Origin of the sequence: Providencia sp. PROV201 (assembly GCF_028479545.1) — a bacterium.
Taxonomy (GTDB): domain Bacteria; phylum Pseudomonadota; class Gammaproteobacteria; order Enterobacterales; family Enterobacteriaceae; genus Providencia; species Providencia huaxiensis.
In genome coordinates, this window is sequence record NZ_JAMPNW010000017.1 from 52,991 (window position 1) to 67,560 (window position 14,570).

The window sequence follows — 14,570 nt, forward strand, 5'->3', positions numbered from 1 at the left end:
GGTGTTTTTAGGTATAAATCAACTAATTACTCGTCAAGGAAACTGCGCAGAACTTCTGAGCGGCTTGGGTGACGTAATTTACGTAATGCTTTCGCTTCGATCTGACGGATACGTTCACGGGTAACATCAAACTGTTTACCGACTTCCTCAAGGGTGTGGTCAGTATTCATATCGATACCAAAACGCATACGTAGCACTTTTGCTTCACGAGCGGTTAAGCCTGCTAACACCTCGTGAGTTGCAGAGCGTAAGCTTTCTGACGTTGCAGAGTCTAAAGGTAGTTCTAAAGTTGTATCTTCAATAAAATCACCTAAATGTGAATCTTCATCATCACCAATAGGGGTTTCCATAGAGATAGGTTCTTTAGCAATCTTCAGTACTTTACGAATTTTATCTTCCGGCATTAGCATGCGTTCTGCCAATTCTTCTGGCGATGGCTCACGGCCCATTTCTTGCAGCATTTGACGAGAGATACGGTTCAGTTTGTTGATAGTTTCAATCATGTGAACCGGGATACGAATAGTACGTGCTTGGTCAGCGATTGAACGCGTGATAGCCTGACGGATCCACCAAGTTGCATAAGTTGAGAACTTATAACCACGGCGATATTCAAACTTATCAACGGCTTTCATCAGGCCGATGTTACCTTCTTGGATCAGGTCAAGGAACTGCAAGCCACGGTTGGTGTATTTCTTAGCGATAGAAATTACCAAACGTAAGTTTGCTTCAACCATCTCTTTCTTCGCACGGCGTGCTTTCGCTTCACCGATAGACATACGACGGTTGATATCTTTAACTTGTTCAATTGTCAGACCCGTTTCTTCTTCAATTTGACGCAGTCTTTGCAGGCAACGTAGAATTTCTTCTTCAACTTCAAGTAGTTTTTCTGACCAAGGCTTGTTCATTGCTTTTGCAGCAGTTAACCAAGTTTCGCTGGTCTCATTACCACTAAATAAAGTAATGAAGTTTTTCTTCGGCATCTTACATTGTTCAACACACAGTTTCATGATGGTACGCTCTTGTAAGCGAACTCTGTCCATCATTTCACGCATGTTATTGACCAAGTAGTCAAATTGCTTAGGAACTAAACGGAATTCTTTAAATACTTCGGAAAGCTGCTCAATAGCGGCTGCCGTTTTCGCATCACTACGGCCATATTGTTTAATATGTTGACGCGTTTTTTCATATTGCTCACGAAGATCAGAGAATTTTTGACGCGCTAATTCAGGATCGATGCTGTTATCGTCATCGCTATCGCTGTCATCGCCGTCTTCATCTTCTTCGTCTTCGTCATCATCTTTATCAAGCTCTGCTTGTGGTAATTCAGAGCCAACGTGAGTTGCTGTTGGTGCAAGATCTTCTTCCGCGTTAGGGTCAACAAAGCCGGTGATTAAATCAGATAAACGGCTTTCTCCTGCTTCAACACGGTCATATTGCTCAAGAAGATAGGTGATAGCCTCAGGATATTCAGCAACAGAGCACTGAACCTGATTAATACCATCCTCGATGCGTTTTGCAATGTCGATTTCGCCTTCTCGTGTGAGAAGCTCGACGGTACCCATTTCACGCATATACATGCGGACAGGGTCGGTTGTACGGCCGATTTCACTTTCAACACTGGACAGCACTTGTGCAGCGGCTTCTGCTGCATCTTCATCAGTATCGGAAGTATTTTCAGCCAAAATTAAATCATCGGCATCAGGTGCTTCTTCCATGACCTGGATGCCCATGTCATTAATCATCTGAATGATATCTTCAATTTGATCTGAATCGACGATATCTTCCGGCAGATGGTCGTTGACCTCGGCATAGGTTAAGTAACCTTGCTCTTTACCCTTGGTTACGAGTAGCTTAAGCTGCGACTGCGGGTTTTGCTCCATAAGACGGTATCCACACTTCTGAGTATTTTAATTGGTGTCGGTCGGCGAAACATTCGGCCAACAAGAACATACAAAGGGAATATTTATTATTCGCTACGCCCTTTATTTTCGTAGCATTTTACAGGCATTTGCCTTGTGTTTATCGGCACTTAAGCCGTTTAAAATATTAATTCTGTTTTGGGTTAGATTATGTTTTCACTCTTGAAAGAGTGATTAAGCGGACTTCTTCGCGCTCTTCTGGGGTCAGCCCTTCAGTTCGTTCTTTTGCTATCAAATAGTCAAAACGTTCGTCGAGTGCGCTATTAAATAGATGGTTTAACGCATCTATAAAGGTATTTTCCGCTATCTCCTCTATTTCTATATCGTTCCACGTTGCTAGTTTTTCAAGCTGTTTCGAAAATTTATTATCACGATAACGCTCTAGCAACTGCCCAGTTGACATTCCGGGGGTGGAACGGCAAACATCAACCAATTCCTGAAATAGAGAAAGCCCCGGCATTTGAATATGGGCGATCCCCTCTAATGAGGGAACAAGCTCCGAAAAGTTCGGATTCTGTACCAACAGCGCGATAAGTATTCGCATTGTGGTTGGTTTTAATTTGGGCGCCTGATAGTTAACTTGTTCTGTGCTCTCTCTATCAATCATAGCAAGAACTTGAGAAATATCCGGTATACCAATAAAATTTCCTAGCTCTTGTGCCATATAAAGGCGCAGCGTTTCACCAGGTATTTGTTTAATCAAAGGGATAGCCAGTTTACTAAATTTTGCTTTCCCTTCTTGCGTTTTTAAATCTACCTGAGGCACAAGTGAATCAAATAAAAAGGCGGAAAGGGTTTGAGCATCTTTCATGCGTTGCTCAAAAGTCTCTTTGCCTTCTTTACGCACTAATGAATCAGGGTCTTCACCATCGGGTAAAAACATAAAGCGCAGCTGGCGACCATCCGTTAGATAGGGAAGTGCTGTTTCCAGTGCCCGCCAAGCCGCTTCTCGGCCAGCGCGGTCGCCATCATAACAACAAATAACTGTATCTGTTGAACGATAAAGTAGCTGAATATGTTCAGAGGTTGTTGATGTGCCAAGTGAGGCAACCGCATAGCGGATGTCATACTGAGCGAGAGCAACAACGTCCATATAGCCTTCAACTACGAGTAACTTCGCTAATTCACTACTATTTTGTGTTGCTTCATAGAGGCCAAATAATTGACGACCTTTATGGAAAATATCAGTTTCGGGAGAGTTTAAGTATTTGGGAAGGGCATCCCCTAACACACGCCCACCGAAGGCAATTACACGACCGCGTCTATCCCGAATTGGGAACATGACACGCTCTCTAAAACGGTCATAGATTCGGCCATTATCATTTGTCACTAACATGCCTGCATCATCAAGCTGTTTGCGACTTTCTGGGTTTACAGCGAATTTTTTGAGTAAATTGTCCCAGCCCGCAGGGGCGAAACCAATCGAAAAATGCTCAATAATTTCAGCGCTTAAACCACGTTGGCTTAAATAATCTTTCGCTTTATTAGCCGAAGAATGACTTAAGGCAGCACAGTAAAATTGATTAATTTTTTCCATCAACTGATATAAATTTTGCCGTTGATGAAGTTCTATTTGGCTTGAACCCGTTCCTTTTTCATAAGGGACATCAAGGCCATGCAGTGCAGATAATTCTTCAATAGCTTCGACAAAATCGAGTTTGTCATAATTCATCAAAAAATCGATAGCGTTGCCGTGAGCACCACAACCAAAACAGTAATAAAATTGTCTTTCACCGTTTACGGTAAAAGAAGGTGTTTTTTCATTATGGAACGGACAACAAGCGTGATGGTTTTTACCCTGTTTTTTTAATGGGACTTTTGCATCTACTAAATCAATGATGTCAGTTCTTGCTAACAAGTCATTGATAAATGAACGCGGAATTCGTCCAGCCATAAGCCTCTTTTTCGCCTGTTGATGAACGATAATAAGCCGCGCTTCCTTGAGGAAAGCACGGCCTTTAACTGCTTAGCTATTTACTACTACAAAAACTAAGTGACTACGAGAGAAACCAACGTTTTGTATTAGCTATCGTCTGTAATGAATGCAGTTTTCACTGCAAACAACTAGTACAGACGAGTACGGCGTGCGTTTTCGCGAGCCAGTTTCTTAGCGTGACGCTTTACAGCTGATGCTTTAGCGCGTTTACGTTCAGTCGTTGGTTTTTCATAGAATTCACGACGACGAACTTCAGCTAAAACACCTGCTTTTTCACAGGAACGTTTGAAACGACGCAGTGCAACGTCGAATGGCTCGTTTTCACGTACTTTAATTACCGGCATGTGCCTCTCACCTCAATAGAAATCGGTTTGTTGCTGGTACTGATTCACCAGCCTTCATTTAAAATGGTGCGGAATTTTACTTCAATGAGTACGGGTTTGTAAAGTGCCGTATAAAATTGAATCACACAAGATTACCTGATTTGCAGTTCATTCGATGAAAAAGCAAACAAAACCAGATAATAATGAGAATTAGCCACACGAAATTTTTTATTACAGGGGACTGATTATAGACTATACAGTCAGGAAAGTCAGCCTTTTACCAACATTAATTACGCGATTGCGCGAAAATAGTGATAGACTTGCGGTTATGCAATAAACAAGGGTAGTGCAATGCGTGTTTTAGGTATCGAAACCTCTTGCGATGAGACGGGTATCGCAATTTATGATGATGAGCGTGGCTTATTAGCCAATCAATTATACAGCCAAATTAAAGTTCATGCAGATTACGGTGGTGTCGTGCCTGAATTGGCTTCGCGCGATCATATTCGCAAAACAGTGCCGTTAATTCAAGCCGCGCTGAAAGAAGCTAATTTAACAAGCCAAGATATCGACGCTGTCGCTTATACTGCGGGCCCAGGTTTGGTAGGGGCTTTAATGGTAGGTGCAACCGTTGGGCGTTCATTAGCTTTTGCATGGAATGTTCCAGCCGTGGCGGTTCATCACATGGAAGGCCATTTATTGGCTCCAATGTTAGAAGAGAAAAGCCCTGAATTTCCTTTCGTTGCATTACTGGTTTCTGGTGGGCATACCCAGCTTATCAGTGTGACGGGAATTGGTGAGTATGAGCTACTTGGCGAATCCATCGATGACGCGGCAGGTGAAGCGTTTGATAAAACAGCGAAATTATTAGGTTTAGACTACCCTGGCGGCCCTGTGCTATCTCGCATGGCGCAGCAGGGTACTGCGGGCCGTTTTGTTTTTCCTCGCCCAATGACAGACAGGCCAGGGCTTGATTTTAGCTTCTCAGGGTTAAAAACCTTTGCAGCCAATACCATTCGTGAAAATGCGGATGACGACCAAACCCGAGCAGATATTGCGAGAGCCTTTGAAGATGCCGTGGTAGATACTCTAGCAATTAAATGCAAACGCGCTTTAGAACAAACAGGGTTTAAACGCTTAGTGATGGCGGGGGGCGTTAGTGCTAACCGCGCACTCAGAGCTAAAATGGAAGACGTTCTTAAACAGCGCGGCGGTGAAGTTTTTTATGCGCGCCCTGAATTCTGTACGGATAACGGCGCGATGATTGCTTTAGCGGGGCTTATTCGCCTTAAAGGTGGGTCAACGACAGGGCTTGGTGTAACAGTTCGCCCGCGCTGGCCACTGGCGGAATTGCCACCGTTAGAAAAATAACATCGCTGATGAGTTTATGTTTTTGATAAAAAGGGCTGGGTGACAGCCCTTTTACTTTTCAACTAAATATTAATGTAAAACAACGATTAGTGTAAGACAACGACCGCATCTTCAAGCCTGCTTGAACGAGCTTTTACCATATTTGATGTCTCTGTACTTTGCTCTACCAGTAATGTGCTTTGTTGTGTGATGGTTTCGAGCTCACTTACCGCTTGGGTAATATCGGCGATCCCAGCTGCTTGTTCAGAGGTTGCTTGGCTAATATGGGTAATCAATTGCGTGACATTCTGTATTTGGTCAACAATCTCCTTCATGGTGTCCCCTGCCGTATTTACTTGATTTTTCCCTGAATTGACTTTCTTTTCGCAATCATTAATTAATTCGCGAATATCATTAACTGCGCTTGCACTACGGCTTGCGAGGCTGCGTACTTCATTTGCGACAACAGCAAAGCCTTTGCCTTGCTCACCTGCACGAGCGGCTTCTACAGCGGCATTTAACGCGAGTATATTAGTTTGAAATGCGATGTCTTTAATCACATCCGTAATGGAATTGATTTTGCTGGTACTATTAACAATCTCATTCATGGTATCGACAACAGCTTCCATCATTGCACCGCCATTTACTGCGGTTTCGCTAGTGGTATTAGAAAGCTGATCAACTTGGATTGTATTATCGGCATTCATTTTTACAGAAACAGCCATTTGGTTCATGGTCGCAACGGTTTGTTGCATATAACCGACGGTTTGCTGAGTATGCGTTTCTAATTCACCACAATCGGAGACTAAAGATTCACTGCCTTTGCGGACGTTATCAACTTGTTCGGAGACATCTTTGATTAGCCAGCGGCAAACCAGTCCAAGTTGCCCTATAGCGCGTAATACTAAGCCAATTTCATCTGTACGTTGCATATGGTTAACGCTATGTTGATTTCCTCGTGCAATACCAAGTGCTTGTTGGGTGATGTTTTCCAATGGTGTGGCGAGCATTTTTTCAAATATCACATTACCGACCAGTAATGTGATAAATGTGCAGATGCTCATGATTAAAAGGGATCCGATTGGTTGCAAAACAACGCTTGCCATGATGAGCCAAAGAATAAACAACAGGCTCATGACGAGTCGGATACGCCAGCGTGTTGAACATATAGAAAAGTGAAACGGTATTTTTTTAGAAAGTACAATTCCCTTAAAAATTTTTCGTTTACTTCTATTTTCATTCATTGCGGTATAGAGCGGTTCTACTGTCGCAATTTCTTGGCGTGTTGCACGGGTTCGAATGGACATATAGCCCGTAATGACACCTTTGCGTTCCACTGGGATGATATTGGCTCTAACCCAGTAATGGTCACCATTTTTCCGACGGTTTTTTACAATACCAGTCCAAGGTTCTCCTTTTTTAAGTGTTGCCCACATGTCGGCAAAAGCTTCTTTGGGCATATCTGGATGGCGGATAATATTGTGCGGACGTGTTAATAACTCATCTAATTCATAACCACTAACTTGGACAAAGAAATCATTAGCGTGAACAATGTTTCCTTGCAGATCGCTAGTTGTCATCAATGTGATATTTTCATCTAACACATATTCATTTTGAGTGATATAAGGGGTTCTGCTCATTACAATACCATTATTATTGTTTAATTTTCCTTTTATATAGTCGACAGCTTTTAAATATTCCTTAGTAATAATTTTGCAATAATTTAACTTTTCTTTAAAAGTGTGCGCTAGTTATGGCTAAAATGTAACGCAGCACAAATTGCTACCAGTACAGTTTTAAGGAGGGATATCGCGCTGTTGTTATTGATGGGCTTTTTTGGGAAATTTTAAACAAGGCAAAATAGCATAAAAAAAGAGCTGAAATCAGCTCTTCTTAGGGAAAAATCAAATGTAACGATCAGTCATCTTGTTCTTGCTCTTTGGCTTCTTGGGCTATTTCTTTATTGGTTTTTTGTTTTTTGTTTTTCAGTTTTTGCCAAATACGGCTTTCTTGGCCGCGCCAAAGGCGTTGTATATTACCGTGATGGCGGACTAACACTAAACAAGACAACATGGCAACAGGGAAGGTGAATTCAGGTTTAAACCACCAAACATAAAAGGGAGCAAGTAAGGCACTGACAATCGCGCCGAGTGATGAATAACCACTAAGCAATACTGTAAGTAACCATGTCCCTGCGACTAAACCAGAAAGATCCCAACCAATAGCGGCAATTGAGCCAAATGCAGTTGCTACACCTTTTCCGCCTTTGAAACGAAAGAAAATGGGATATATATGCCCAAGACAGGCTGCAATTGCAACAAAGCCAAGATAGAATGGCTGCACATTTAAATAATAAGCAAGCCAAACGGGTATCATCCCTTTTAATACGTCACAAATGAGTACCCCGGCAGCGGCGGCTTTACCGCCTACACGCAATACGTTAGTTGCACCAGGGTTACCAGAGCCGTGTTGACGGGGGTCGGGTAGTCTCGCCAAACGGCAGATCAGTATCGCACTCGAAACTGAGCCGCAAAGATAGGCGAAGATTATCATGCCAAGCGCGGTTGCACTCATAGCTAACTCCAAAACGGTTAAGGCCATAAATTCACTTCAGTCTTGGATAATACGCATATTTTTGCTGAAGTGGTATCAATTCAGTACATAAATGAGAAAATGACGTGATGGATATCGTATTTATTGAGCAATTATCAGTCATCACCACGATTGGTGTATATGACTGGGAACAAGATATTGAACAGAAACTCGTGCTCGATATCGAAATGGGATGGGATAACAAACGCGCGTCTATGAGCGATAATGTAGAATATTGCCTAGATTATGCCAAGGTTAGTCAGGCTATCCTCGCTCATGTAGGGAATAACAAGTTTGGGTTAGTAGAACGTGTTGCTGAAGAAGTTGCACAATTATTGATGACACAATTTGCTAGCCCATGGGTTCGTATTAAGGTCGCTAAGCCGGGAGCCGTGGCGCGAGCCAAGCAGGTTGGGGTTGTTATCGAAAGAGGTGTGAAAAGCGCTTAAATGATGACTGGCGGTGTTCAGCCGCCAGCTTTATGAGTGTTAGATGATTTGTTGTTGCTGCCAACCTGCAACGGCTTCAATACGTTGTCGCGTAAGTTCTTGACGGATTTCAGGGCCTTGAAAGCCTTGTTCAATAATTGGTTTTACTTCAACGGATTGTGCAATGGAAAAAGCTTGCCTGAAGTACCGTCCTTGTGGATAGGCTTGTTGTTCAAGGCCTAATCGACCTCTTGCATCCGCCTCGCTGATTAAACTGAGTTGTTCTATACGTTCTGGTTTACGCCAGCTATCAAGCCCATCAAAAATCGCAATGAGCTCATTAGCAGGTAATTTATTGATAATATGGATTTTATCATGATAGCGAGCCGCTAGACGGGCTAAGTCCCGAGCGGTAGTTGGCACTTTTAATCTTGCGCAGAGTGCTTCTATTAATGGGATACCTGCTTCACCGTGGTTTGGGTGACTTGGCCAAACATCCGGTGGTGTCAGCGCTTTACCTAAATCATGGCATAAGGCAGCAAAGCGAATATCCACACTGTTAGATAGCTCGGTAACCACTTTCATTACCATTAGGGTGTGAATGCCAGTATCAATCTCTGGGTGCCATTTTTCAGGGGCTGGGACACCAAATAGTGCATCAACTTCAGGAAAAAGAACGGCTAAAGCACCACATTGGCGTAAAACGTCAAAATAAATCTGTGGGGAGTTTGATTTCAGTGCTTTTTCGGTTTCTGTCCAAACGCGCTCGGCGGTGAGGTGAGATAATTCCCCTGTTACGGCCATTTTTTGCATTAATGCCAATGTTTCAGGCGCAATCGTAAAACCTTGTTCAAAGTAGCGAGCGGCAAATCGCGCAACCCGTAAGACCCGTAAAGGATCTTCAGAAAATGCGTCAGAAACATGACGTAAAATACGGTTGTTGAGATCTTTTACGCCTTGGAATGGGTCAACAATTTCGCCTGATCCACTTTGTGCTATCGCGTTAATTGTTAGATCGCGACGTAGTAGATCATCTTCAATGGTGACATCGGGAGCGCTATAGCAGCTAAAGCCAGTATAGCCCGCGCCAGTTTTACGTTCTGTTCGGGCTAAAGCGTATTCTTCATGGGTTTTTGGATGTAGGAAAACAGGAAAATCCTTTCCGACTTGTTGAAAACCTTGAGATAGCATTGCCTCGGGTGTTGTGCCAACCACCACGTAGTCCCTATCTGAAATAGGTAGACCAAGAAGTTGGTCACGTACAGCCCCCCCCACGAGATAGACTTTCATTTGAATGGCCTCAATTACATCCAACCATCATTACGTTTTTTACGACGTGGAATAATGTGCGGTAAAATCAAACCTAAAATTAAGCCAACACCAGCGACGCCACCACCATACATAAACCATTGTAAAATCAATTCACGACGGCGATCATCTAAGTTGACCTCAGCAATTTCTAGTTTTTTGCCGGATTTGATCAACTCATTTTTTAATTTTTCATTTTCAGCTTTTAGTTGGCTGACGATATTGTCATTATCAGCGACTTTTTGCTGCATATCTGCAGTTCGTGTATTCCACGTGCTATCAATATTGTCGAGCTGTTGACGTAGTTTTTGGTTTTCAGCTTCAAGTTCTGGAATGCGAGTTTTCATACTTGGTGTATTACTGAGTTGCTCAACGGGTAACCAGACCGTTCTGCCTTTTTCATCGCGAACTTGTGCAAATTTGTTATCTGTGGAGAGCAGTTCAACCGCTTCCCCGGCATTGAGCGTACCTACAATACGATATTTTGTGCCAGGTCCACTATGAACGTATGTGGATAAATCATCTGATACATAACGTTTTTCTGCTGCATGTGAATTTAAGGAAAGGCCTAGCCCCATGATTGAAATTAATAATAATGGAATTTTTCGCATGGTATTTACAGTCTTTTGATGGTGAATGAGTTTTATATTATTTGAATACTAATGAGTAAAACGCGAGGGTGCAAATCCTAAACGCAGATGTCTCTACCGTCTAAAGGAGAATGAGAACTATCCTAACTGTCTAAATTACCCTTGTTTTTACTTTGTTTTTAATATAACTCACTGAAAGAAATATGACAGGTAGAATTTTTGTTTATCGCACAGTTTCTTTTCTCAGCTTAGCTCGATTGGGGTAATATGAGTGAAGTGAAATAATTAAATAAGGATATGTATGAGCCACGTAGAGGTTGAACTCAAACTTGCTGCTAAGAGTTCCGCAATAGAGGCTGTACGACAGTGTCTATCGACATTGTCTCACCAATACAGTGAGCCGACGAAGTTAACCAATATCTACTTTGATACGGCAAATAAGCAGTTACGTCAGTGGGATATGGGCTTACGTATCCGAGGTTGTGATGGCCGCTATGAAATGACAATGAAAACGGCAGGACAGGCGGTAGGTGGTTTGCATCAACGGCCTGAATATAACGTTGACATAGATTCGCCAGAGCTTGATTTAGCGGCATTACCCGCTGAAATTTGGCCCGAAGGAACTGACATTTCACAGCTTAAGTCTGAATTAAATATCCTTTTCAGCACGAATTTTACGCGTGAAAAATGGTTAGTCACGTTTGAAGATAGCGAAATAGAAGTCGTTTTCGACCAAGGTGAGATATCCGCAGGTTCAAAGGATTTGCCTATTCAAGAGTTTGAATTAGAACTCAAAAAAGGTTTTATTGCTGATGTGCTCAATTTAGCAAAGAAATTTGCAGATATTGATGGTCTGCACCTGTCATCACTTAGCAAAGCTGCACGTGGATATTCATTGCTATCACCGTCAAAAGAGCCATTAGCTCGCCCTGACTCGGTGTTTGACTATGAAGAGCAACCCTTAGAAAAGTCATTAATGCACATGCAATTACTTTGCCAGCAGCATGAAGACTACTGGTTAGCAAATAGCAGCAATGCACGCCAAGGCTTCAGTGAGTTTTTACGTTTTGTTCAGGCATTTTTAGTGCATTACCAAAATTCAGTGCCTCACTTTATCCATGACACGCCACTGGAACAATTACGTTCAGATATTGCCGATGAAACCATCAGTGCGGAGGATTTTTGCTATAGCAGTCAGTGGTTAAAGTGTAAATTAGCCTTTATCCAGTGGTTAAGTGCTTTAACCTATCAAGAAGCCCATTAAGGTATTGATAATATGCATGCTTTTCCTGAGTTATTACAAAGCCAAGGTGAACGCGTTTTAAGCCGAATAACGGAACAGGCTCACGAGTTACTGCCGTTAAGCGAACAAGAAATTCAGGTGCTGTCTTTCAGCGATTTTGCATTCAAGAAAGTACTCGCGCATTCACAGTTTTTACTTGAAATTCGTTCTCAGCCACCGAAAGCGGATGAATGGAAAAGTTATGCATCATGGTTATCACAAGAATTGTCGTCAGTTAGTCATGAAGAACATTTGATGCGAGTATTGCGCATCTTTCGCCACTATATATTAGTGCGCTGCGCATGGATGCAAGTGTTAGAAATAAGCACGCAAGAAGAAACGATTTATCAGCTCAGTATATTGGCGGAGACCTTGGTTGTTGCGGCGCGAGACTGGTTGTATCAAGAATATAGTCAGTCATGGGGAACCCCTTGTAACGCAGAAGGAAAACCGCAGCCACTATTGGTTTTAGGGATGGGAAAGTTAGGGGGCAGAGAGCTCAATTTTTCTTCAGATATTGACCTGATTTTTGCTTATCCAGAAAATGGGGTTACCCAAGGTGGCCGGAAAGAGTTAGATAATGCACAATTTTTTACGCGTTTAGGGCAAAAATTGATCCGCGTACTCGATCAAGTGACGGAGTATGGTTTTGTTTATCGGGTCGATATGCGTTTACGGCCATTTGGAGATAGCGGCCCGCTGGTTTTTAGTTTTTCTGCGCTAGAAGATTATTACCAAGAACAAGGGCGAGATTGGGAACGCTATGCGATGGTTAAAGCCCGTATTATGGGGGCTGATAGCCTGCATTATGAGGCGTGTTTGCGAAAACTTTTGCGTCCTTTCGTCTATCGTCGCTATATCGACTTTAGCGTGATCCAATCCTTACGTAATATGAAAAATATGATTGAGCGAGAGGTTCGGCGTCGTGGTTTGGTCAATAACATCAAATTAGGCGCTGGAGGGATCCGCGAAGTTGAATTTGTTTCACAGGTTTTCCAACTTATTCGAGGGGGGCGAGAACCTGTTTTACAGTCGCAATCCTTATTTTCAACATTACAAGGGATCCGAGAACTTGCATTATTAACTGAAGATCAAGTTGATATCCTGCAAGATGGCTACCTTTTCTTGCGTAGAGTCGAAAACTTACTGCAAAGTATCGATGACCAACAGACACAAACACTCCCTGAAGATACTTTAAACCAAACGCGCTTAGCGTGGGGAATGGGGTTTGCGGATTGGCCTGAGTTTTACCAACTTTTGAGCCAGAAAATGGCGGCAGTACATCAAATATTCACTGAGCAAATAGGCCAGGAAGATGACACTGAGAATACCGATGCATTCGATGAAATTTATATCACACTGTGGCAAAGTGAATTATCGAAAGAAGAATTAGCCGCCTATTTGCCCTCTAAAAATGAAGATATTGCACAACGCATTATTCACGGCATAGTGATGTTTCGCCATGATCTCAATAAACGCACCATTGGCCCTCGTGGACGGGATGTTCTTGATGAATTAATGCCTAAATTATTGGCTAAAGTCGGTGAACGTGATGATGCAGGCCAAGTCATTGAGCGCATCACACCACTGTTATTGAGCATTGTTAGCCGTACAACTTACCTAGAGTTAATGCTTGAATTTGATGAGGTTTTGACGCACGTTATTCGTTTATGTGCGGCTTCACCCATGATAGCGGAGCAGTTAGCGCGCCACCCATTGTTGCTTGATGAATTGCTCGACCCTCAATCCTTATACCAGCCTTTGCCACTAGCGGCCTACCGTGACGAGTTACGCCAATATTTAATGCGCGTTCCTGAAGATGACGAAGAACAACAACTTGAAGCATTACGTCAATTCAAACAGGCTCAATTATTACGCATCGCTGCTGAAGATATTTCAGGTGTTTTACCGGTAATGAAAGTCAGTGATCATCTGACTTACCTTGCGGAAGCAATTATTGATGCAGTGGTACACCAAGCGTGGCAAAAAATGGTAAAACGCTATGGTGAGCCAGCGCATCTCGAGCAAAGTGACAAAAAACAATATGGGTTTGCGGTATTAGGTTATGGAAAACTAGGTGGCTGGGAATTGGGCTATGGTTCTGATTTAGACCTCGTTTTTCTTTTCGATTGCCCTTTAGATGTCGTCACCAACGGCGAACGTTCCATTGATGCACGCCAATTTTACTTGCGTGTTGCTCAACGCATTATCCATTTGTTTAGTACTCGAACCCCTTCTGGTGTGTTGTATGAAGTTGATGCGCGACTCAGGCCTTCCGGTGAGTCAGGGATGTTAGTCAGTACAATACAATCATTTGATGACTACCAAAAAAATGATGCTTGGACATGGGAGCATCAAGCACTCATTCGAGCTCGAATGGTGTTTGGTGATGAGGATTTACAACGGAAATTTATACAAACTCGCCACGAAACGTTGTGTATGCCAAGAGACCCTCACACCTTGCAGCAACAAGTGCGTGATATGCGGTTGAAAATGCATCAGCACCTAGGAAGCCATCAAGCTAATGAGTTCGATTTAAAAGCGGATCCAGGTGGGATCACCGATATTGAATTTATCGCGCAATACTTAGTTTTGCGTTTTGCCGCAGAAAATAATGTGTTAACACGTTGGTCTGATAATGTGCGTATTTTCGAGCTAATGGCGCAATATGGTTTCATGCCTGAAGATGAGGCGAATGCTTTAACTCAAGCGTATGTCACGATGCGTAATGAACTCCATCACTTAGCATTACAATCATTGCCAAGCCGTGTTGAAATAAACCAATTTACTCAACAACGTGAACAAGTTTTAGCGAGTTGGCAAAAATGGCTTGAGGAATAAG

The 14,570-nt window shown here is 42.7% G+C and carries 11 protein-coding genes; 4 read left to right on the forward strand and 7 right to left on the reverse strand.

The features are described from left to right. Positions 1-26 precede the first annotated feature (26 nt). The 3 genes from rpoD to rpsU form a co-directional block, all read right to left on the reverse strand. Positions 27-1,880 (reverse strand): RNA polymerase sigma factor RpoD, encoded by a 1,854-nt coding sequence (gene rpoD / locus PR809_RS14260; protein ID WP_102137848.1) that lies wholly within the window; start codon positions 1,878-1,880, stop codon positions 27-29. A 187-nt stretch (positions 1,881-2,067) separates the two neighbouring features. Next, positions 2,068-3,813: a DNA primase gene (gene dnaG, locus PR809_RS14265; protein ID WP_102137847.1), complete on the reverse strand. Its 1,746-nt coding sequence runs from the start codon at positions 3,811-3,813 to the stop codon at positions 2,068-2,070. Between the two features lie 170 nt (positions 3,814-3,983). Next, positions 3,984-4,199, reverse strand: a complete 216-nt coding sequence (gene rpsU, locus PR809_RS14270) for a 30S ribosomal protein S21 (RefSeq protein ID WP_001144069.1) — start codon at positions 4,197-4,199, stop codon at positions 3,984-3,986. A 330-nt stretch (positions 4,200-4,529) separates the two neighbouring features. Between rpsU and tsaD the strand changes: the two genes are divergently transcribed. Then, entirely contained in the window at positions 4,530-5,549 is a 1,020-nt protein-coding gene (gene tsaD / locus PR809_RS14275; protein ID WP_102137846.1) for a tRNA (adenosine(37)-N6)-threonylcarbamoyltransferase complex transferase subunit TsaD, read from the forward strand. An 86-nt stretch (positions 5,550-5,635) separates the two neighbouring features. On the opposite strand, the gene PR809_RS14280 is transcribed toward tsaD, so the two are convergent. Together PR809_RS14280 and plsY are read right to left on the reverse strand one after the other, a co-directional pair. Beyond that, positions 5,636-7,168 (reverse strand): methyl-accepting chemotaxis protein, encoded by a 1,533-nt coding sequence (locus PR809_RS14280; protein WP_102137845.1) that lies wholly within the window; start codon positions 7,166-7,168, stop codon positions 5,636-5,638. A gap of 277 nt (positions 7,169-7,445) precedes the next feature. Then, a complete protein-coding gene (plsY, locus tag PR809_RS14285; RefSeq protein WP_125890346.1) occupies positions 7,446-8,102 on the reverse strand; it encodes a glycerol-3-phosphate 1-O-acyltransferase PlsY in 657 nt (218 codons plus the stop codon). Positions 8,103-8,209: 107 nt separating this feature from the next. On the opposite strand from plsY, the gene folB reads away from it, so the two are divergent. Continuing rightward, positions 8,210-8,569: a bifunctional dihydroneopterin aldolase/7,8-dihydroneopterin epimerase gene (gene folB, locus PR809_RS14290; RefSeq protein ID WP_102137844.1), complete on the forward strand. Its 360-nt coding sequence runs from the start codon at positions 8,210-8,212 to the stop codon at positions 8,567-8,569. 39 nt (positions 8,570-8,608) lie between these two features. On the opposite strand, the gene PR809_RS14295 is transcribed toward folB, so the two are convergent. Beyond that, positions 8,609-9,838 (reverse strand): multifunctional CCA addition/repair protein, encoded by a 1,230-nt coding sequence (locus tag PR809_RS14295; protein ID WP_206276103.1) that lies wholly within the window; start codon positions 9,836-9,838, stop codon positions 8,609-8,611. A gap of 14 nt (positions 9,839-9,852) precedes the next feature. After that, on the reverse strand, positions 9,853-10,467 hold the full coding sequence (locus tag PR809_RS14300) for a TIGR04211 family SH3 domain-containing protein (protein WP_102137842.1): 615 nt from the start codon (positions 10,465-10,467) through the stop codon (positions 9,853-9,855). 280 nt (positions 10,468-10,747) lie between these two features. Here PR809_RS14300 and PR809_RS14305 point away from each other — a divergent pair, with 280 nt between their 5' ends. Together PR809_RS14305 and glnE are read left to right on the forward strand one after the other, a co-directional pair. Then, positions 10,748-11,710, forward strand: a complete 963-nt coding sequence (locus PR809_RS14305; protein ID WP_166264407.1) for a CYTH domain-containing protein — start codon at positions 10,748-10,750, stop codon at positions 11,708-11,710. Positions 11,711-11,722: 12 nt separating this feature from the next. After that, positions 11,723-14,569: a bifunctional [glutamate--ammonia ligase]-adenylyl-L-tyrosine phosphorylase/[glutamate--ammonia-ligase] adenylyltransferase gene (gene glnE / locus PR809_RS14310; RefSeq protein WP_166264409.1), complete on the forward strand. Its 2,847-nt coding sequence runs from the start codon at positions 11,723-11,725 to the stop codon at positions 14,567-14,569. Position 14,570: the final 1 nt, after the last annotated feature.

Excerpts from the sequence above, each read along its gene's own strand:
- folB (WP_102137844.1), top strand. The coding sequence starts at position 8,210 with ATGGATATCGTATTTATTGAGCAATTATCAGTCATCACCACGATTGGT.
- tsaD (WP_102137846.1), top strand. The coding sequence starts at position 4,530 with ATGCGTGTTTTAGGTATCGAAACCTCTTGCGATGAGACGGGTATCGCA.
- rpsU (WP_001144069.1), bottom strand. The coding sequence starts at position 4,199 with ATGCCGGTAATTAAAGTACGTGAAAACGAGCCATTCGACGTTGCACTG.
- glnE (WP_166264409.1), top strand. The coding sequence starts at position 11,723 with ATGCATGCTTTTCCTGAGTTATTACAAAGCCAAGGTGAACGCGTTTTA.
- PR809_RS14300 (WP_102137842.1), bottom strand. The coding sequence starts at position 10,467 with ATGCGAAAAATTCCATTATTATTAATTTCAATCATGGGGCTAGGCCTT.
- PR809_RS14280 (WP_102137845.1), bottom strand. The coding sequence starts at position 7,168 with ATGAGCAGAACCCCTTATATCACTCAAAATGAATATGTGTTAGATGAA.
- plsY (WP_125890346.1), bottom strand. The coding sequence starts at position 8,102 with ATGAGTGCAACCGCGCTTGGCATGATAATCTTCGCCTATCTTTGCGGC.
- PR809_RS14305 (WP_166264407.1), top strand. The coding sequence starts at position 10,748 with ATGAGCCACGTAGAGGTTGAACTCAAACTTGCTGCTAAGAGTTCCGCA.
- rpoD (WP_102137848.1), bottom strand. The coding sequence starts at position 1,880 with ATGGAGCAAAACCCGCAGTCGCAGCTTAAGCTACTCGTAACCAAGGGT.
- PR809_RS14295 (WP_206276103.1), bottom strand. The coding sequence starts at position 9,838 with ATGAAAGTCTATCTCGTGGGGGGGGCTGTACGTGACCAACTTCTTGGT.
- dnaG (WP_102137847.1), bottom strand. The coding sequence starts at position 3,813 with ATGGCTGGACGAATTCCGCGTTCATTTATCAATGACTTGTTAGCAAGA.